At 38.6% G+C, this 17,563-nt stretch carries 21 protein-coding genes and 1 pseudogene; 18 read left to right on the plus strand and 4 right to left on the minus strand.

Going from position 1 to position 17,563, the window contains the following annotated elements:
* Window positions 1-56: 56 nt before the first annotated feature.
* Complete coding sequence (locus tag HMPREF2574_RS09435) at window positions 57-920, minus strand: YitT family protein (protein ID WP_024052035.1); 864 nt, start codon at window positions 918-920, stop codon at window positions 57-59.
* Between the two features lie 154 nt (window positions 921-1,074).
* Here HMPREF2574_RS09435 and tmk point away from each other — a divergent pair, with 154 nt between their 5' ends.
* From tmk to nth, 7 genes are all read left to right on the plus strand, one after another.
* The gene (gene tmk / locus HMPREF2574_RS09440) at window positions 1,075-1,713 is read left to right on the plus strand and encodes a dTMP kinase (RefSeq protein WP_024052034.1); all 639 of its coding nucleotides are present in this window, start codon (window positions 1,075-1,077) and stop codon (window positions 1,711-1,713) included.
* Window positions 1,710-2,603 carry a DNA polymerase III subunit delta' gene (locus HMPREF2574_RS09445; protein ID WP_024052033.1) on the plus strand — a complete coding sequence of 298 codons (894 nt, stop codon included), beginning with the start codon at window positions 1,710-1,712 and terminating at the stop codon, window positions 2,601-2,603. Before tmk ends, HMPREF2574_RS09445 begins: the two co-directional genes overlap by 4 nt.
* A 34-nt stretch (window positions 2,604-2,637) precedes the next feature.
* Complete coding sequence (yabA, locus tag HMPREF2574_RS09450) at window positions 2,638-2,955, plus strand: DNA replication initiation control protein YabA (protein ID WP_003025601.1); 318 nt, start codon at window positions 2,638-2,640, stop codon at window positions 2,953-2,955.
* Between the two features lie 2 nt (window positions 2,956-2,957).
* Window positions 2,958-3,824 (plus strand): 16S rRNA (cytidine(1402)-2'-O)-methyltransferase, encoded by an 867-nt coding sequence (gene rsmI / locus HMPREF2574_RS09455; protein WP_070812508.1) that lies wholly within the window; start codon window positions 2,958-2,960, stop codon window positions 3,822-3,824.
* 2 nt (window positions 3,825-3,826) lie between these two features.
* Window positions 3,827-4,333 carry a methylated-DNA--[protein]-cysteine S-methyltransferase gene (locus HMPREF2574_RS09460; protein ID WP_070812509.1) on the plus strand — a complete coding sequence of 169 codons (507 nt, stop codon included), beginning with the start codon at window positions 3,827-3,829 and terminating at the stop codon, window positions 4,331-4,333.
* A 19-nt stretch (window positions 4,334-4,352) separates the two neighbouring features.
* Window positions 4,353-4,706 carry an arsenate reductase family protein gene (locus tag HMPREF2574_RS09465; protein ID WP_024052030.1) on the plus strand — a complete coding sequence of 118 codons (354 nt, stop codon included), beginning with the start codon at window positions 4,353-4,355 and terminating at the stop codon, window positions 4,704-4,706.
* Between the two features lie 323 nt (window positions 4,707-5,029).
* The gene (gene nth, locus HMPREF2574_RS09470) at window positions 5,030-5,653 is read left to right on the plus strand and encodes an endonuclease III (protein ID WP_024052029.1); all 624 of its coding nucleotides are present in this window, start codon (window positions 5,030-5,032) and stop codon (window positions 5,651-5,653) included.
* Window positions 5,654-5,677: 24 nt separating this feature from the next.
* Here the strand turns inward: nth and HMPREF2574_RS09475 are convergent, their stop codons facing one another.
* A complete protein-coding gene (locus HMPREF2574_RS09475; RefSeq protein WP_024052028.1) occupies window positions 5,678-6,505 on the minus strand; it encodes an exodeoxyribonuclease III in 828 nt (275 codons plus the stop codon).
* A gap of 115 nt (window positions 6,506-6,620) precedes the next feature.
* Here HMPREF2574_RS09475 and HMPREF2574_RS09480 point away from each other — a divergent pair, with 115 nt between their 5' ends.
* From HMPREF2574_RS09480 to HMPREF2574_RS09510, 6 genes are all read left to right on the plus strand, one after another.
* On the plus strand, window positions 6,621-6,854 hold the full coding sequence (locus HMPREF2574_RS09480) for a hypothetical protein (protein ID WP_024052027.1): 234 nt from the start codon (window positions 6,621-6,623) through the stop codon (window positions 6,852-6,854).
* Between the two features lie 369 nt (window positions 6,855-7,223).
* Window positions 7,224-8,123, plus strand: a complete 900-nt coding sequence (locus tag HMPREF2574_RS09490) for a CPBP family intramembrane glutamic endopeptidase (protein ID WP_070241570.1) — start codon at window positions 7,224-7,226, stop codon at window positions 8,121-8,123.
* Window positions 8,110-8,388: an autorepressor SdpR family transcription factor gene (locus HMPREF2574_RS09495; RefSeq protein WP_024052025.1), complete on the plus strand. Its 279-nt coding sequence runs from the start codon at window positions 8,110-8,112 to the stop codon at window positions 8,386-8,388. Before HMPREF2574_RS09490 ends, HMPREF2574_RS09495 begins: the two co-directional genes overlap by 14 nt.
* Window positions 8,378-9,013: an SdpI family protein gene (locus HMPREF2574_RS09500; RefSeq protein WP_024052024.1), complete on the plus strand. Its 636-nt coding sequence runs from the start codon at window positions 8,378-8,380 to the stop codon at window positions 9,011-9,013. The genes HMPREF2574_RS09495 and HMPREF2574_RS09500 overlap by 11 nt, the downstream gene beginning before the upstream one ends.
* A gap of 179 nt (window positions 9,014-9,192) precedes the next feature.
* On the plus strand, window positions 9,193-9,648 hold the full coding sequence (locus tag HMPREF2574_RS09505) for a DUF3290 family protein (RefSeq protein ID WP_024052023.1): 456 nt from the start codon (window positions 9,193-9,195) through the stop codon (window positions 9,646-9,648).
* Entirely contained in the window at window positions 9,645-10,277 is a 633-nt protein-coding gene (locus HMPREF2574_RS09510; protein ID WP_003034245.1) for a DUF421 domain-containing protein, read from the plus strand. The genes HMPREF2574_RS09505 and HMPREF2574_RS09510 overlap by 4 nt, the downstream gene beginning before the upstream one ends.
* A 362-nt stretch (window positions 10,278-10,639) precedes the next feature.
* Here HMPREF2574_RS09510 and HMPREF2574_RS09515 read toward each other — a convergent pair whose 3' ends face one another.
* The gene (locus tag HMPREF2574_RS09515) at window positions 10,640-10,885 is read right to left on the minus strand and encodes a SemiSWEET family transporter (RefSeq protein WP_024052022.1); all 246 of its coding nucleotides are present in this window, start codon (window positions 10,883-10,885) and stop codon (window positions 10,640-10,642) included.
* 249 nt (window positions 10,886-11,134) lie between these two features.
* Here HMPREF2574_RS09515 and metG point away from each other — a divergent pair, with 249 nt between their 5' ends.
* The gene (metG, locus tag HMPREF2574_RS09520) at window positions 11,135-13,132 is read left to right on the plus strand and encodes a methionine--tRNA ligase (RefSeq protein WP_024052021.1); all 1,998 of its coding nucleotides are present in this window, start codon (window positions 11,135-11,137) and stop codon (window positions 13,130-13,132) included.
* Window positions 13,133-13,567: 435 nt separating this feature from the next.
* Here the strand turns inward: metG and HMPREF2574_RS09525 are convergent, their stop codons facing one another.
* Complete coding sequence (locus HMPREF2574_RS09525) at window positions 13,568-14,749, minus strand: DUF2974 domain-containing protein (RefSeq protein ID WP_070812510.1); 1,182 nt, start codon at window positions 14,747-14,749, stop codon at window positions 13,568-13,570.
* A 93-nt stretch (window positions 14,750-14,842) separates the two neighbouring features.
* Between HMPREF2574_RS09525 and HMPREF2574_RS09530 the strand changes: the two genes are divergently transcribed.
* The 4 genes and pseudogenes from HMPREF2574_RS09530 (at window position 14,843) to HMPREF2574_RS10985 (ending at window position 17,560) form a co-directional block, all read left to right on the plus strand.
* Window positions 14,843-15,529 carry a response regulator transcription factor gene (locus HMPREF2574_RS09530; protein ID WP_003073462.1) on the plus strand — a complete coding sequence of 229 codons (687 nt, stop codon included), beginning with the start codon at window positions 14,843-14,845 and terminating at the stop codon, window positions 15,527-15,529.
* Window positions 15,513-16,493 (plus strand): sensor histidine kinase, encoded by a 981-nt coding sequence (locus HMPREF2574_RS09535; RefSeq protein WP_024052018.1) that lies wholly within the window; start codon window positions 15,513-15,515, stop codon window positions 16,491-16,493. The genes HMPREF2574_RS09530 and HMPREF2574_RS09535 overlap by 17 nt, the downstream gene beginning before the upstream one ends.
* Before the next feature lie 122 nt (window positions 16,494-16,615).
* Window positions 16,616-17,370, plus strand: a pseudogene (locus HMPREF2574_RS09540) (TraX family protein).
* 61 nt (window positions 17,371-17,431) lie between these two features.
* Window positions 17,432-17,560, plus strand: coding sequence for a hypothetical protein (locus HMPREF2574_RS10985; protein ID WP_024052016.1), 129 nt, complete (start codon window positions 17,432-17,434; stop codon window positions 17,558-17,560).
* Window positions 17,561-17,563 lie beyond the last annotated feature (3 nt).

A 17,563-nucleotide genomic window follows, 5' to 3' on the forward strand; every position in this document is an offset into this window, starting at 1 on the left:
GCATGAGAGCAGTTCATTTAACTGTGTTCATGCGTTTTTTTATAATGGGAGCAAGATTATTTCTGAATCGGTTGCTTATTGACATCTAAGGTAAAGCCTTCACCAAGGATTTCATGGGCATCTGTAATGGTAATAAAGGCATGTGGATCGACGCTATGAATAACTTTTTTCATGGATTGCATTTCGTTTCGTCCAACGACGCAGTAAATGAGTTTCAAATCATTCTCGCTGTAGTAGCCTTGTCCATTGATGAAAGTAATTCCACGACCGAGATCTTCATCAATTTTCTTTGCCAATTCTTCTGGGCGGCTAGTAATAACCATGAAGCCCTTGCCGGCATAACCGCCTTCACCAATCAAGTCAATCACTCGTGAAGCGATAAAGACAAAAATCAAGGTATAAGTCACTAGGCGAACATCTTTAAAAACAAGTATAACGAAAATAAGGACGCAGAAGTCTACAGTAAACATCAATTTTCCCATGGAGATATTCGTATACTTGTTAGCGATTCGAGCAATAATATCGGTACCGCCAGTCGTACCACCGGCATTGAAAACAATTCCTAGTCCAACACCAGCAATAATCCCTGTCAGAAGCGTCACAATCACGAGGTCGCCTTCAAGGTTAATCACGAAAGGGATTTTTTCAAAGACCGCCAGCCAAGCAGAAACGGCAAAGGTTCCTAAGATGCTAGAGTACAAAAGCCGCGATCCAAAAATTTTCCAAGCAATAATGAAAAGAGGAATGTTGATGATGAGATTCATCAGTGAAACAGGAATCTTAAAAAGATAGTATGTAATGAGGGTCACACCAGTTGCGCCTCCCTCATACAAATGATTCGGAATAATCAGATAATTGATTGCAAAAGCAAAAATTCCAGCTCCTAGAACAATCGTTAGATAGTTTTTAAACTTAGACATGATAACCTCCTAATAATTTCTGTACATTCTATTGTATCAAATCTTGAAAACTTATGTATCATTTTGAAAAAATTTTTTTAAACTTTTTCTGACAATGATTTTTCTGGAGTTTTTTGTTAAAATAGAAAGGAGAAAAAGGAAGAAATGAGTTAGTATGTCAAAAGGAATGTTCATCTCTTTAGAGGGACCAGATGGTGCAGGAAAATCAAGTGTTTTAGAAGCTTTGATTCCCATTTTAGAAGCAAAAGGGCAGGCGTTTGTCACAACGCGTGAGCCTGGTGGAGTGGCAGTTGCGGAGAAGATTCGCGATGTTGTTTTAGATCCGAAGCATACGGAAATCGATGAAAAAACGGAATTGCTCCTTTATATTGCCAGTCGCAGGCAACATTTGGTGGAACGTATTTTGCCTGCTTTAGATCGTGGTGAAATGGTGCTGGTGGATCGCTTTATTGATAGTTCGGTGGCGTATCAAGGTTTTGGTCGAGGTCTGAAGGTGGCTGATATTGATTGGCTGAATGATTTTGCGACCGACGGTTTGAAGCCAGATTTGACCCTTTATTTTGATATTGAAGCAGAGGAGGGCTTGGCTCGTATTGCTAAGAGCAAAGAGCGTGGTGCGGACCGTTTGGATCGTGAAAGTGTGGAATGGCACCAGCGCGTGCGTGAGGGATATTTGTCTATTCTTGAAAAAGAGCCAAATCGTGTGAGAAAGATTGATGCCAGTCAGCCATTAGAAAAGGTCGTCGCAGATACTTTAGCAGTATTGGCAGAACGAGTTGAGAGTTTAAGATGAAAATAGAAGAATTAGCTCAGTTGCAGCCAGTTTTGTTTGAGCGTTTTGAGCACATTTTACAGCAACATCGGCTGAATCATGCTTATTTGTTTACAGGAGCTTGCGGTAGTTTTGAGATGGCTCAATGTTTAGCACAGAGTTTATTTTGTACCAATAAAAATGGTGTCTTACCCTGTGGTGAATGTCGAAATTGCTGCTTGATTGAGGCAGAGGATTTTTCAGATGTGACGGTTGTTCGACCAATCAATAATATTATAAAGACAGAGCGAGTCAGAGAATTGGTACGCAATTTTTCGCAGTCTGGATTTGAGAGCAACAAGCAAGTTTTTATCATTTGTGACGCAGAAAAAATGCATGTCAATGCGGCTAATTCACTGCTGAAAGTGATTGAAGAGCCGCAAAGTGAAGTGTATATTTTTTTACTGACGGCAGATGAAAACCTTATTTTGCCGACCATTAAAAGTCGAGCGCAGCGATTTTATTTTCCGAAAAATAAAGCATATTTGTTTGAGGAATTAGAACAAGCTGGAGTGATGAAGATGCAAGCAGAATTGTTGACAGTTTACAGTCAGACGGAAGAAGAAGCTATGCGTTTGGCAGCTAGTTCATCATTTTTTGAACTAGTTAATGAATGTGAATGTCTTGTATCTTTTTGCTTGAATCAAAAAGCAATCGCCTATTTGCAGGTTGCGAAGTTAGCTAGTCTGGCTGATGATAAGGAAAAGCAAGGACAGGCTTTGAAGGTGCTGGAAATTTTATTTGCTAAAGAGATGGAAACAGAGTGTGGACGCTATTACTTAGACGGTATATTTACAGCGAGGAAAATGTGGCAAGCAAATGTTAGTTTTCAAAATGCACTAGAATATATGGTGTTACAAGAAAGAGAATGATGTGCTACGTTGGCACAGGAAAATGGTAGTGAGGATGAATAAAAAAGAATTATTTGATGCTCTTGATGAATTTTCTCAAAATCTGCTTGTGACTTTGGCAGAAGTAGAGGCAATTAAGAAAAATCTGAAAGGCGTAGTAGAAGAAAACGTAGCGCTTCGTTTGGAAAATGATAAATTACGAGAGCGATTGGGCCAAGTGGAGCATACAACAACACCAAAAACAAAAAGAAATCGCGATAATCTGCGTAAATTATACGAAGACGGTTTTCATGTCTGTACGGATTTTTATGGTCAACGCCGTGAAAATGATGCAGAATGCATGTTTTGTGACGAGTTGCTGTTTAGGGAGTAAGCATGCAGATTCAAAAAAGTTTTAAAGGTCAGTCTCCTTATGGGAAGCTCTATCTGGTGGCTACTCCGATTGGGAATATGGACGATATGAGCATCCGTATGGTGAATACTCTGAAAGAAGTCGATTTCATTGCAGCAGAAGATACCAGAAATACTGGTTTGTTGCTCAAGCATTTTGGTATTACTACGAAGCAGATTAGCTTTCACGAGCATAATGCCAAAGAAAAAATCCCTGATTTGATTCGTTTGCTGAAAAGCGGGCAGAATATTGCTCAGGTTTCGGATGCCGGCTTGCCTAGTATTTCGGATCCGGGGCATGATTTAGTTAAAGCTGCTATTGCTGAGGAAATCGCAGTAGTGACTGTGCCTGGTCCCAGCGCAGGCATTTCAGCTTTGATAGCTAGTGGCTTAGCTCCACAACCTCATATTTTTTATGGATTTTTGCCACGCAAGGCTGGTCAGCAAAAAGAGTTTTTTTCTAATAAAAAAGCCTATCCAGAGACACAGATTTTTTACGAATCTCCTCATCGGGTCAAAGCCACTTTAGAAAATATGCTCAGTATCTATGGGGATCGTTCTGTAGTACTAGTACGGGAATTAACTAAGATTTATGAAGAATACCAGCGCGGCTTGATTTCGGAAGTGACTGGCTTTATTACGGAAAATCCACTAAAAGGTGAATGTTTGTTAATCGTAGAAGGTTTTAAGGAAGAAGAGATTGAACAGTCAGAAGCGGATTTGTTGGTAGAGGTTGATCTTCTAGTAGCAGCAGGAGCAAAGAAAAATCAAGCTATCAAAGAAGTAGCGAAAAAATACGGCTGGAATAAGAGTGAATTATATGCTCGTTATCATGAGCAAGTCAGTGAGTAAAAATGACTTTTTATAAACAAATTTATATTTCCCCTTTAGGAGAAATGTCTTTGGTTGCTGATGAGACAGGGCTTGTTGGAGCTTGGTTTTTCAAGCAGAAATATTTTGAGCGTGGTTTAGAGAAAGCCACGATGCCAGTAGAAAATGATATTCTGAAAAGAACTCGTCTTTTGCTAGATGATTATTTTAGCGGAAAGTATCCAGACTTTTCGAGTCTTGTTTTGGCTCCTGTTGGGACGGATTTTCAACAACGGGTCTGGGCTTATTTGCAAACTATTCCTTATGGGAGAACGGTCACGTATGGTCAGATAGCAAAGGAGTTAGATATTCACTCGGCGCAGGCTGTTGGTGGCGCTGTGGGCAGAAATCCCTTTTCTATCATCGTTCCCTGTCATCGAGTTCTGGGAAGTCAAGGGCAATTAACCGGTTATGCTGGGGGATTAGACAAGAAAATGTGGTTGCTGAAGCATGAAGGCGTAGAGCTTAGCGAGAAAGCTTTAGATAAATGATACAAATGGAGAAAATGATATGTTACGATTTATTGAATATCCAAAATGTTCGACCTGTCGCAAAGCCAAGGCTGAATTAAGCCAGTTGGGTTTGGACTTTGAAGCAGTAGATATTGTCAAGGAAACACCGAGTAAAGAGGAAATTTTAACTTGGATGGAAAATTCTGATTTAAACATCAAATCTTTCTTCAACACTAGCGGGCTCAAATATCGTGAGCTAGGTTTGAAAGATAAACTATCAGGATTGTCCGACGAAGAAGCTGCAGAGCTTTTAGCAACCGATGGCATGCTCATCAAACGACCAATCTTAGAAAAAGACGGAAAAATCCTGCAAATAGGATACCGCATAGAATATGCAATATTAGATTTGTAAATAAAAAAGAAGTGAGGCAACAATTGCGATTTTAAAGAAATCCATTTTGTCGTCTCACTTCTTTTTAAGCTCTCTATTTTGGTATCATTGCTGTTCGTGTTATAATGTTTTTATACACTGAGAAAATTTCTTCAAACCTTGTTAGCTTGGGAGTGAGATAGAACTAAAATTTGAAAATGTTAATCGTCGCTCTTTTGATTTAATCATTCGATACAACATATTCCGTCAGATATTTTGTATAGTCTCACCTTGCAAGGTTGCTAAACAGTCTGTGAGACTGTTTGATTTTCATTGAATATTAGTAAAAAACGAAAAGAGAAAAAATGGTTTTATCAAAAAAACGTGCGCGAAAGGTAATTGAGGAAATCATCGCCCTATTTCCAGATGCAAAACCTAGCTTGAATTTTACCAATCATTTTGAATTGTTAGTCGCAGTCATGCTGTCAGCTCAAACGACCGATGCAGCAGTCAACACAGTCACACCAGCCCTTTTTAAAGCCTATCCAACTCCACAGGAAATGGCGGCGGCTTCAGAAAGCGAAATTGCCAGCTATATTGCTCGTCTGGGGCTTTATCGCAATAAGGCTAAGTTTTTGAAAAAATGTGCTCAGCAGTTGCTAGATGACTTTGGCGGTCAAGTCCCACATACACGAAAAGAATTGGAAAGTCTTGCGGGTGTGGGACGCAAAACAGCCAATGTGGTCATGAGTGTTGGCTTTGGTATTCCAGCTTTTGCGGTGGATACCCATGTGGAGCGGATTTGCAAACACCATGATATTGTTAAAAAGTCCGCTAGTCCTTTAGAAGTCGAACAACGTGTGATGGAAGTTCTGCCCAAAAATGAATGGCTTCCAGCTCACCAAGCTATGATTTGCTTTGGTCGTGAAATTTGCCACCCAAGAAATCCTGAATGTGACCAGTATCCACAACTGTATCATTTTGATTGAAAAAAAGAGGAGAAACCTCTTTTTTTATAACTCAATTTCCAATACAATTGGTGTGTGGTCTTGCCTTGTACCTGAGTCAATCATTTCTGACTTGGTTACTTTATCTGCAATTCGATTGCTAGTCAGCCAGTAATCAATTCTCCAGCCACTGTTATTGATTTTGCTGGTCTTGCTGCGTTGTGCCCACCAGCTATAAACATTTGGAATATCGCCGTGAATGTAACGGAAAGTATCCGTAAAACCACGATTTAACAGATTGGTAAATCCGGATCGTTCTTCATCTGTAAATCCAGGTGAGCGACGGTTGCTAGAAGGATGAGCGAGGTCAATCTCATTGTGGGCTACATTGTAGTCCCCTGTCGCAAGGACAGGTTTTTCTATGTCTAAAGCTGTTAGATAGTCAGCATATTTTTTGTCCCAGATTTGTCGTTCTTCTAAACGTTTTAAACCATCACCTGCATTGGGAGTGTAGACTTGTGTGACAAAGAATTTTTCAAACTCAAGGGTAATAATACGCCCTTCGGCATCCATAGTAGAAGGTGCACCGATTTCTGGGAAGGTTATTTTTGGAGATAGATTCTCTTTGTATAAAAACATAGTTCCTGCATAACCTTTACGTGCAGGTTCTATAGAAGAGCGCCATGTAGTTTCATAATGTGGGAATAATTCATCCAAAACTTTTAGATGTTTTTTAGTTGGTCCGTTAGCAGATAATTTAGTCTCTTGAATGGCGATAATATCAGCGTCTAATCCTACTAAAGTCTGTAAAACAGCTTGTGACAATTGCGCGCGTGCGGAGTCACTGGTCAAAGCTGCATTGAGAGAGTCAATATTCCAAGAAATGAGTTTCATATAGATACCTTTTCTAGATTCATTTTTTTCTATTGTATCAAAAAATGACTGACTCGGCGAGTTTGAGGTTGTAAAAAGGAGAGTAAAGTGTATAATACTGGTGAAAGGAGATATAATGGGAGGACTATTGTTACATATTGTTTTATTCATATTCTTTATTTGGTACCTGATTAGGTTACTTCGTTTGAAGGGAAAGCAATCTTCTACTGAACCATTTTGGATACCTAAAGAAATCGGTGTGGGAATTGGGAACAATCCAAGGAACACAGCTGGTTTTTGGGTAAGTCTGGCTGTGACACTTTCTATTCTTACTGTTCTTCTTGTTTTGATAGTATCTTTGATTTTGTAAAAGAGATTTGGGAAAATGTTTTTATAATAATATTGTTTGTAAAACGCAGTTTAGTGTGGTTTACTCAAAAAATAGGGCAGGTGATAAATAGATCTTTCGTAGAAAGCAATAACAAAGTTTTAATCAAGTTTATTGACGCTGCTCTCGTTAGCTGTATTTGTAGCCTTCAACAGCTCCTCGGACTACTGGAGCTAATCATTGCTGCTGCGGAGCGGAATGACAAAATCCAACTCTTTAAGTTATTGATTTTGTCCTGCCCTCTTTCTTTTTTAAAACTATTTAGAAAAAAGTCTAAATAGGTCTTGTGTTTTTTAAAAGAAAGAGTATAATTCTATTTAGAAGATTATCTAAATAGAAAGTGTAACTTAAATGTCGAAGAAAACGGATATGCTTACTTTTATTTTTTTATCTTATAGCTTAGCTTGGTTGATTTGGATTGGGCTATGGTTAGCTAATGTCAAGCTTGGCGAGCCTATCGCTCAGGCTGGAACTATTCTTGCCATGTGGATGCCAGCTTTTGCTTTTTTTATCTTAAAGAAAATGAGATCAGCAAACATGAAATTACAGGCTCAATTTTCAACAAATCTCAAAGGATGTTGGCGCTATTATTTATTAGTGCTTTGGTTGCCTGCGGTATTGAGTTTTTTAGGAGCAGGACTGTATTACATCGTCTTTAGCAAACAGTTTAGTCTTGGTTTTGAGATGTTGCGAGAAATGCTGGGAAGAACAGGTAGTCCTCAAATAAATCTTCCCATACAGATCGTTATTTTTGCACAACTATTTTCAGCTTTGACGTATGCGCCTTTTCTTAATAGTCTGTTTGCTATTGGTGAGGAAATTGGGTGGCGTGGTTATCTTTATCCAGCACTACGCAAGCGTTTTTCAATAGTTCAAACACACTTATTAGTTGGACTTATCTGGAGTATTTGGCATCTGCCGATTAATTTGCAGGGATATAATTATGGACTAACTTATTTTGCATATCCTTGGCTGGGAGTGCTTGCAATGTTTGTTTTTTGTTTTAGTTTAGGCGTTTTATTAAGTTGGGTGATGGAAAAGACGAATTCTATCTGGGCTCCAACACTCTTGCACGGTGCTGTTAATGCCATTGTTGGCGTGGGTCTTTTATTTCAATTGCCAACAGAAAAAGCATTAGCCTTGCGTATTCTAGGTCCGACACCCACAGGACTTCTGGCAGTTTTACCTTTCTTGTGTTTAGCGCTAGCCATTTTACAAAAAGAAAAGAGGGAAACTCATGAGTTTCGCTAATACCTTTAAGGCCTTATCTCATCCTGTGAGAAGAGCGATTTTAGATTTGTTAAAAATGGGCAGTCTGTCTGCTGGGGAAATAGCGGAACATTTTGAGCTGACGGGAGCTACCATTTCGCACCATCTTAATATTTTAAAAAAAGCAGATTTGATTTTGGAGACGCGCCAGAAAAATTATATCTATTATGAACTCAATACTTCAGTCTTGGAAGAAATTGTAGTTTGGTTAGCTGAATTGAAAGGAGATAAGACTAATGAAGATTGATAAAAAACTATTGATACTAACAAGTGCTAGTATTTTGGTGCCTATGTTGATAGGCTGCTTTTTCTGGCAACAGTTGCCCCAAACAGTCGCAACGCATTTTGATTTTTCGAATCAAGTAAATGGATTCAGTAGTCGAGGGTTTACTGTTTTTGGTATTCCTAGTTTTCTGCTGCTTCTACATTGGTTTTGTTTATTTGTGACTAGCAAGGATCCTAAATCTAAGAATATTAGCTTGAAAATGTGGCATCTGGTTTATTGGATTATTCCTTTGACATCTTGTTTAGTCATGACAGCTATTTACGCGCAAGCCTTGGGTTATGCAGTTAATCATGCTCTGATGAATGGTATGTTTTTAGGAGTTCTATTTATTGCTATTGGGAATTACATGCCAAAAACTCGTCGCAATTATACGGTTGGTATACGTCTCCCATGGACTTTGGATAATGATGATAATTGGATAAAGACACATCGTCTGGCTGGTAAAATTTGGGTAATTGGTGGTATTATCATTTTCTTTAATAGTTTCGTTCAGATTGCAGTTACGTTCGTGCTTGTTTTTACTCTAATCATTATGATTGTAGTGCCAATGATTTATTCTTACTGGTTATCTAAAAGGATACATTGATTCATTTGCTGTTTAGCTTGAAACTTTTTTAGTCTAATTATCGTTGTGGGAGCGGGACGACAAAATTGAACTCTTTGAGTTGCTGATTTTTGTCTCGCTCCTATTATCTTGTTAAAATACGATTTCTAGAAATATTGAAAAATTTTCTATAATAGACCGAGAAAATAGAGGGAGAAAAAATGAAATTTTATTCTTATGATTATGTTTTGAGTCAAATCAACCAGCAAAACTGGGTGACGATTGGACTTTCTATTTTGTTGTTACTTGTGACAGTTTTTTTTGCTTTTAAGGCTTATCGAAATAAGCGCGATTCGAAATTTCGTGAATTGGCGATTATCTCCATTTTGTCTTTGATTGCTATCGTTCTGATTGGGATTAGTACTTTTCAGACCAATCAAGCCTCTAATAACCAGTTCCAAACTTCTCTTCATTTTATTGAAGTTATTTCAAAAGATTTGGGAGTAGATAAGTCAGAGGTTTATGTCAACACTTCAGCTGCGACGGATGGAGCGATTTTAAAAGTTGGAGAAGATTTTTATCGAGCTATGAGTGGCAGTGAGCCAGATAAGTATTTACTGGAAAAAATTAAATTACATAAGACAACGGATATCAAATTAGTGGAGGTTAAAAAATGACATTGAATTTTCTTGAAATCCTGATTAAACTAGCGTTGGGGCTGTTTTCACTCGTGTTTGTTATCAATGTGACAGGAAAAGGAAATCTGGCACCTAATTCCGCAATCGACCAGATTCAAAATTATGTTCTAGGTGGTATTATTGGTGGGGTGATTTACAATAGTTCTATTAACATTCTCCAGTATGCGATCATCCTCATTATGTGGACGATTTTGGTCTTGACTCTAAAATGGCTCAATAACAATATTCGGACAGTCAAGCATTTGATTGATGGTAAACCGACTACCCTGATTCAGCACGGGAAGTTAAGCCCTGAAGCCTGCCGCTCCGTTGGCCTTTCAGCGGCTGATGTGGCTCTGAAGTTGCGTAGCCAAGGAATTTTTCAACTAAAGCAAGTTAAACGAGCAGTCATGGAACAAAACGGTCAGCTTATTGTCGTACAGGCAGGTGAGGAAAATCCGAAATACCCCATTATCACAGACGGTGTTGTCCAGATTGATATTTTAGATTCTATTGACAAAACAGAAGAATGGTTAATCGAGAGGCTTGCTAAGGAAGGCTATACTGATATTTCTAATATCTTCATCGCAGAATATGAAAGTGGTAACTTGAGCGTTGTGACGTATTAAGAGTATTTTCCTTTTTGAATAGATAAAAGCGAAAAAGAGAAAAGGAGATCTTGCTAGGAATCTTGCAGAGAAATTAGGATAAAGGTGCTGCGAAGCTTATTTGAGATAAAAAGGTGAAAAATGAAGCTGCTGTTGAAATTATAGTTTAAAAACAGATAGCATTAAAGATAGCAAAGGAATATTAAAAAATCTTTTTCTAAAACGGCACAAATATAAAAAATAAAGCTCTATCTGACTAGTCCATTCAGATAGAGCTTTTGTTTTTGAGTAAATCAGAATTTTTGTTTGTAATTCTATTCTTGTAAGAACTGTCAACAAAAATCCTTACTGTCAGATAGGACAGTAAGAGAATTCAATCAGGGTTAGAACATTGCTGTTAGTACAGTAATAAATCCAAATACAATACCTGGAGCATTTGCAGTAGCAAGTGGTAAATCGCGTTCTTTTTTAAACAAACCATAATAAACCCAAAGGCTACAGTTGATTGCAACTACCAAAGGTTGGATAAAGTTTCCCTTATGTCCAGCTAAATTGTCCATAATTTGTGGGATATAAGATACATACATCATAACAGACATGAATGTCGCCACCCAACCTATCATTTTCATTCGTTTCCATAACTCCTCATAAAACGTAGTGTAGAGAACGAAAACTCATTGATAACATACTAAGTTCATATAAAACAAGCCTCATTCAATACTATTATTTTATACTAAGAATAAGATTTAAGCAAGAATAATATACTAATGATTATGAGTACAACGTAAGTCAACTCTATTTTTCATTTAAAAAGCTGTGTAATATGTTATAATAGAGTGTTACTAAAAAAGGTTTCATTTGCCTTGAAAGGAAAAACTATGACTGAAAAGAATTTTTATATTACAACACCAATCTATTATCCAAGTGGCAAGCTCCACATTGGCTCTGCTTACACGACCATTGCCTGCGATGTCCTTGCTCGTTACAAGCGTCTTATGGGTTATGATGTTTTTTATTTGACAGGGCTTGATGAGCACGGTCAAAAGATTCAACAGAAAGCAGAAGAAGCGGGTGTTACTCCTCAGAAATATGTTGACGGGATGGCGAAAGGAGTAAAAGAACTTTGGCAACTGCTGGATATTTCTTATGATAAGTTTATCCGCACAACCGATAATTATCATGAAAAAGTAGTAGCAGATGTTTTTGAACGTCTCTTAGCTCAAGATGATATTTACTTGGGTGAATATTCAGGCTGGTACTCTGTTTCTGATGAAGAATTTTTCACTGAAAGTCAGTTAGAAGAAGTTTTCCGTGATGAAACTGGCAAGGTTATCGGAGGAATTGCCCCATCAGGTCACGAAGTTGAATGGGTGTCAGAAGAATCTTACTTCTTGCGTTTGGGTAAGTACGCTGACCGTTTGGTAGAATTTTTCCATGCACATCCAGACTTTATTCAGCCTGATGGTCGCATGAATGAAATTATCAAAAACTTTATCGAGCCAGGATTGGAAGACTTGGCAGTATCACGGACTTCCTTCACTTGGGGAGTGCCTGTACCGTCCAATCCAAAACACGTTGTGTATGTCTGGATTGATGCTCTGCTAAATTATGTAACAGCTCTGGGCTATGGTCAGGATGCGGATGCCAACTTTGAAAAATTCTGGAATAACGGTACAGTCTTTCATATGGTTGGGAAAGACATTCTGCGCTTCCACTCCATTTATTGGCCAATTATGCTCATGATGTTAGACTTGAAATTACCAGAGCGCCTGATTGCCCACGGTTGGTTTGTTATGAAGGACGGCAAGATGTCTAAGTCTAAAGGAAATGTCGTTTATCCAGAAATGCTGGTAGAGCGTTTTGGACTTGATCCGCTTCGCTATTATCTCATGCGTAGTCTTCCAGTCGGTTCTGATGGCACTTTTACGCCAGAAGATTATGTTGGTCGTATCAACTATGAACTAGCTAACGACCTTGGTAACCTCCTCAACCGCACGGTTGCTATGATTAACAAGTATTTTGAAGGTGAAGTTCCAGTTTATGTGGAAAATGTGACGGACTTCGATGCTGATTTGGCAGCAGTAGTTGCTGATAGTTTGGCACAATACCACAAACAGATGGATGCTGTGGATTATCCACGCGCCCTTGAAGCGGTTTGGAATATTATTTCTCGTACCAATAAATACATTGATGAGACAGCTCCGTGGATATTGGCGAAGGATGAAGCTAAACGTGATGATTTAGCAGCGGTTATGGCACATTTGGTAGCTAGTTTACGTGTGGTGGCACATTTGATCAAGCCATTTATGATGACAACAAGTGACGCTATCTTGAGTCAGCTTGGTTTGCCAGAGGCAACTTCGCTGGAAAATCTTAACTTGGCAGGATTGTCAGCAGGCTTAACTGTGGTTAAAAAAGGAACACCAATCTTCCCACGCCTAGACATGGACGCAGAGATTGCCTACATCAAGGAGCAAATGGAAGCCAATAAGCCAGCCATTGAAAAGGAATGGGAGCCAGAAGAAGTAGAACTCAAACTCAACCGCAAGGAAATCAAGTTTGACGATTTTGACAAAGTAGAAATCCGTGTCGCAGAGGTTAAAGAAGTTTCTAAAGTTGAAGGTTCTGATAAATTGCTTCAATTCCGCTTGGATGCGGGAGACGGCGAAGATCGTCAAATTCTGTCTGGGATTGCTAAATACTATCCAAACGAGCAAGAATTGGTTGGCAAGAAAGTCCAAATCGTAGCGAACCTCAAACCACGCAAGATGATGGGACGTATCAGCCAAGGCATGATCCTCTCAGCAGAATATGGTAATCAACTAACTCTGCTCACAGTAAATCAAAATGTACCAAATGGTAGCTTGATTGGGTGAGCCCACAGGAAGATTAGAATTAAAAAGGAGGCTGGGACAATAATGTCTCAGCCTCGCTTTGTTTATCGTTACGGTCAATGGAATAAAAGAAATTGGTAGTCTATACCTACATCAACGGCTTATCTAAGAATTGTTTCCCCACGTCTGAGGGCCGGATAATTTTCCTAAAAAGTAGTTCACGTCGTCCGAGAGTCGGACAGTCTGCCTGAAAAGTGGTTCACTTCGTCTGAGGCTCGGATAGCCTGCCTGAGAAGAAGTTTGCTCCGTCTGAGGCTCGGACGACCTTCACGAAAATAGATTTACTTCATCCGAGGGTCGGACAACCTGCCTGAAAAATGGTTCACTCTGTCCGAGGCTCGGACGACCTATTTGAGTAGTAGTTAAAAAAAGGAGTGAGACAGGACTCCCTTTTGTAGTATAAAACATAATGATGCACTATTCATCTTTATTTAAAAACGAAAACCTCTCCGTCAGACTAGTCCAGCTTTCTCGTATATCGATCATAAAAACAGCTGGATTAGGTGTTTTAAAGTCGTCAATCCAAGCTTGGTAACGGATAGAGATGAGCAGGCGTGTTAGGCGGCTGAGCATTTCTTTTTCTTGCTCGGTAAGGGCTTGGGCATTTTGGATAATAGTCAGTAATTTTTTGATACTGTTGGATTGGAAAAATTCATCAATGGACGTAATTTGAGCGTCTAAAATGAGGCCGAAAAAGACATCAAAGAAATCTTTAAGTTCATCATCGGGAACCGTCTCCACCCATTCTTTGAGAGTTTTGTCTGTCTGAATGCTGTCTGGGTTGAGCGTGTCAAGTAAGACAAAGTGCTCATTTTCAATTTGCCAAGAGAAGGTATCATGCTGGGCAATACCACCAATAGCCACACTCTTTACAATGTGCGCTTGCTTAGGTGTTTCCAGCATCATCCCGACAATAGAGCCCTGCGGAATGTAGCGCTTGATTTTTGAAGCCATTTCCTGATAGCCGTCTGTTTCAATCACTGTGTGATTCAATCCCGGAGCGTCAAAACTATAGATTTGAGAAATTCTTGCTTGCAAGGCAGGCTCCACTTGGCTGCCAGCGTAAGTCGCTAGATTGCCACCTTTGGAATGTCCTGTCAAGATAAAGGTCGCTGTTGGAAAAGCCTGCATGACCTTTTGAACGTAGCGTACAGCAGTTTGCTGGGCAGGGACATGTTCCATATAAGTCATATGGAAATCTTCCTTCCAGCCGATAATGGAATCATCTGTTCCGCGAAAAGCAATGACAAAGGTATCCAAATCAATCTTATAAGTCATAGCAGCAAATTGTTTTTGCACATCAAGATCAATATCATTCACATAACCCAAGAGTTTGATGTTCTTATAGCGTTTCACCTTAGCGGCTTGGTCCAAAAGTGTCAAGCGGTGTTTGGTATTCATCATGGAATTTTCTTGGGGCATGTATTGTGGCACATCAGTTAAACGGCTGGCTTTTTGCAGGTCAAAATCGTCCGTTACGATTGTGTCATAGTTTAGATACGTGATCTCGGTCAAAAGCAGAATATCTAGCTCTGTAAAGGGCTGATCGTAGATACTGTCGTATTGTACATCTTCTAAATAGTTAAAAATATTTCCCATAAAGGTTCTCTTTTCTGAAAATCTATTGTTAGTATAGCATATTTTCGCAAGTCTTTGTTATAATAGAGAAAGAAAGCGGAAATGAGGGATAGGATGCACAAGATATTATTAGTGGAAGACGATGCCGTCATTCGTCAACAAGTCAAAAAAATGCTGGAACAATGGGGATTTGAGGTGATTGCTGTAGAGGATTTTATGCAGGTGCTGACGATTTTTGTCAAGGAAGAACCGCATCTAGTCCTGATGGATATTGGTCTACCGTTGTTTAATGGTTATCATTGGTGCCAAGAAATTCGCAAGATTTCTAAAGTGCCTATTATGTTTTTATCTTCACGTGATCAGGCGATGGATATTGTCATGGCGATTAACATGGGCGGAGATGATTTTGTGACGAAGCCATTTGACAATAATGTCTTGTTGGCTAAGGTTCAAGGACTCTTGCGTCGTTCGTATGAATTTGGGACAGATCAAAGTTTGTTGGAATACCATGGGGTTATTCTCAATCTCAAGTCCATGGATATGATGTATGATGGAGAAGTGATTACGTTAACGAAAAATGAATTTCAAATTCTGCGTGTGCTATTTGAGCATTCTGGCAGTATTGTTTCGCGTGATGATCTCATGAAAGAACTTTGGAATAGTGATTTCTTTATTGATGATAATACCTTATCTGTGAATGTTGCACGGCTGCGCAAGAAATTAGAAGAAGTCGGTCTCAAGAATTTCATTGAAACAAAGAAAGGTATAGGGTACAGGTTAATTAATGGAACATCAGAATAAGCATCTATTTTTCAAATATTATCTGCGTTCTCGAAAACTTTTATGTTCATTGTTATTTATTTTTTATAGTTTGTTGTTTATTTTTTCTTATCTTTTTGAAGATGAACGCACCGTTTTGCAATATGTTATAATACTCTTGCTTTTGACGAGCTTAATAGGACTCATCTTAGACTTTGTGAAACAATATCAAAATTTTCGTCATGCTGTCTTATATGGTGAAAGCGATGCGTACACTCCTTTAGAAGCATTGCTCACCTCCAGAATTAGAACTTTAGAAAAAGATAAAAAAGAGCTAAAAATACAGCATCAAGAAAAGCAGAGTGATTTACTGGATTATTATACACTTTGGGTGCATCAGATTAAGACACCGATTGCTGCGAGCAAGCTCTTGGTGCAGGATTTACAAGAGCAGACGTTCAAAAATCAATTGGAGCAGGAGTTGTTTAAGATTGACTCTTATACGAACTTAGTCTTGCAGTATTTGCGGTTAGAAAGCTTCCATGATGACTTGGTCGTAGAGAAAGAAAATATAGAGGATTTAGTTAAAGAAGTCGTCAAAAAATATACGCTTTTCTTTATTCAGCAAGGTCTTAGTTTGAATTTGCATGATTTAAATCACACCGTTATTACAGATAAAAAGTGGTTTCTTGTCATTTTAGAGCAAGTGCTTTCTAATAGTCTCAAATATACGAAGCAAGGTAGCATTGAAATTTTCTTTCAGGAAGATACCTTGCATATGAAAGATACTGGTTTGGGGATTCAAAATTCCGATCTTCTCCGTGTATTTGAGCGAGGTTTTTCTGGTTATAATGGACGTTTGACGCATCAATCTTCAGGATTAGGGCTCTATTTATCTAAGAAAATTGCGGATAAATTGGGTCATGAATTACATTTGCATTCTGTGGTCGGCGAAGGGACAACTGTGATGATTACGTTCAAAGAGAAGAAATTGTTATTTGAATGAATGCAATCTTACAAAAGTGTAAGGTTGATATCTAAAAATGAAAGGTTATGTTATGGTAGCAGCCTTTCTTTTTTTGTATCATAAGATTAGAAAATAAACAATGTTTGATAAAGGAGGTAGTCATAAAAACAAAAGGATTGAATGCTTTTCAGCTGAAGCTCTTCATGGCTTTATTAATGGTTTTTGATCATCTTGGGAAAATACCAGGCTTACTGTCTGGTGAATGGGAGGGAATTTTTCATGCTTTGACACGTTGTGTAGCTGTTTGGTTCGCTTTCGCAGCAGTAGAAGGGTTTCGATACACACGGAGTCGCTTGCTTTACAATCTGCGTCTCTTTTTCTGGGCAATGATCATGTTTGTTGGAAATACTATTCTCAATTTGCTGTTTCACTCTAAAGGAGTTCAGATATATAATAATATTTTCCTAACGTTAGCTTGCGGTGTACTTGCGCTAATTCTCTTTTTTGGAATTTCGCCCAATGACGACCCAATTAACATTAAACGGCAGCCCATCCGCTTTATCTTAGGACTTGTTGTTTGCTTGCTGGTTTTGTGACAGAAGGCGGCATGGTCATTATTCCATTTATGTTGATCACCTATACTTGTAGAGAAAAGAGAAATCTCCGCAATCTTCTGTATGGTATTTTAGCGGTTGTCCTATTTTGTATGAGTATTCAGATTTACCCGACATGGAGCGATACGCTGTTAATGATGTTTTATAATTCCGATTGGCTTTTTATCACAGTACTGCCTTTCATTTCACTCTATAATGGCGAACGCGGTTCTGTGACTAAGTGGAGCAAGTATTTCTTTTATATCTTTTATCCAGCTCACTTATGGTTGATTACTTGCATTGCTTACCTCGTTCAAAAATGAGTAAATCATAGTCTTGCAGCGAGCAATTCGCTGCAAAGTAGTATCAAAAAAGGAGAACAAGATGAAATATGGTAAAATTTTATTGAAACAAGACAGTCAATTGCTTCAGACAAACGTAAAAGATATTGGAAAAGCGCAATTTGGCTATGAAGTGAGTCAATCAGCGCAACAGTTATATTTTAGATTTTAAAAA

It is taken from the genome of Streptococcus sp. HMSC034E12, from assembly GCF_001835915.1.
Lineage (GTDB): Bacteria > Bacillota > Bacilli > Lactobacillales > Streptococcaceae > Streptococcus > Streptococcus vaginalis.

Bases quoted from the DNA above. Each gene is read 5' to 3' on its own strand.
- HMPREF2574_RS09435 (WP_024052035.1), bottom strand. From the start codon at position 920: ATGTCTAAGTTTAAAAACTATCTAACGATTGTTCTAGGAGCTGGAATT.
- tmk (WP_024052034.1), top strand. From the start codon at position 1,075: ATGTCAAAAGGAATGTTCATCTCTTTAGAGGGACCAGATGGTGCAGGA.
- HMPREF2574_RS09445 (WP_024052033.1), top strand. From the start codon at position 1,710: ATGAAAATAGAAGAATTAGCTCAGTTGCAGCCAGTTTTGTTTGAGCGT.
- yabA (WP_003025601.1), top strand. From the start codon at position 2,638: ATGAATAAAAAAGAATTATTTGATGCTCTTGATGAATTTTCTCAAAAT.
- rsmI (WP_070812508.1), top strand. From the start codon at position 2,958: ATGCAGATTCAAAAAAGTTTTAAAGGTCAGTCTCCTTATGGGAAGCTC.
- HMPREF2574_RS09460 (WP_070812509.1), top strand. From the start codon at position 3,827: ATGACTTTTTATAAACAAATTTATATTTCCCCTTTAGGAGAAATGTCT.
- HMPREF2574_RS09465 (WP_024052030.1), top strand. From the start codon at position 4,353: ATGTTACGATTTATTGAATATCCAAAATGTTCGACCTGTCGCAAAGCC.
- nth (WP_024052029.1), top strand. From the start codon at position 5,030: ATGGTTTTATCAAAAAAACGTGCGCGAAAGGTAATTGAGGAAATCATC.
- HMPREF2574_RS09475 (WP_024052028.1), bottom strand. From the start codon at position 6,505: ATGAAACTCATTTCTTGGAATATTGACTCTCTCAATGCAGCTTTGACC.
- HMPREF2574_RS09480 (WP_024052027.1), top strand. From the start codon at position 6,621: ATGGGAGGACTATTGTTACATATTGTTTTATTCATATTCTTTATTTGG.
- HMPREF2574_RS09490 (WP_070241570.1), top strand. From the start codon at position 7,224: ATGTCGAAGAAAACGGATATGCTTACTTTTATTTTTTTATCTTATAGC.
- HMPREF2574_RS09495 (WP_024052025.1), top strand. From the start codon at position 8,110: ATGAGTTTCGCTAATACCTTTAAGGCCTTATCTCATCCTGTGAGAAGA.
- HMPREF2574_RS09500 (WP_024052024.1), top strand. From the start codon at position 8,378: ATGAAGATTGATAAAAAACTATTGATACTAACAAGTGCTAGTATTTTG.
- HMPREF2574_RS09505 (WP_024052023.1), top strand. From the start codon at position 9,193: ATGAAATTTTATTCTTATGATTATGTTTTGAGTCAAATCAACCAGCAA.
- HMPREF2574_RS09510 (WP_003034245.1), top strand. From the start codon at position 9,645: ATGACATTGAATTTTCTTGAAATCCTGATTAAACTAGCGTTGGGGCTG.
- HMPREF2574_RS09515 (WP_024052022.1), bottom strand. From the start codon at position 10,885: ATGAAAATGATAGGTTGGGTGGCGACATTCATGTCTGTTATGATGTAT.
- metG (WP_024052021.1), top strand. From the start codon at position 11,135: ATGACTGAAAAGAATTTTTATATTACAACACCAATCTATTATCCAAGT.
- HMPREF2574_RS09525 (WP_070812510.1), bottom strand. From the start codon at position 14,749: ATGGGAAATATTTTTAACTATTTAGAAGATGTACAATACGACAGTATC.
- HMPREF2574_RS09530 (WP_003073462.1), top strand. From the start codon at position 14,843: ATGCACAAGATATTATTAGTGGAAGACGATGCCGTCATTCGTCAACAA.
- HMPREF2574_RS09535 (WP_024052018.1), top strand. From the start codon at position 15,513: ATGGAACATCAGAATAAGCATCTATTTTTCAAATATTATCTGCGTTCT.
- HMPREF2574_RS10985 (WP_024052016.1), top strand. From the start codon at position 17,432: ATGAAATATGGTAAAATTTTATTGAAACAAGACAGTCAATTGCTTCAG.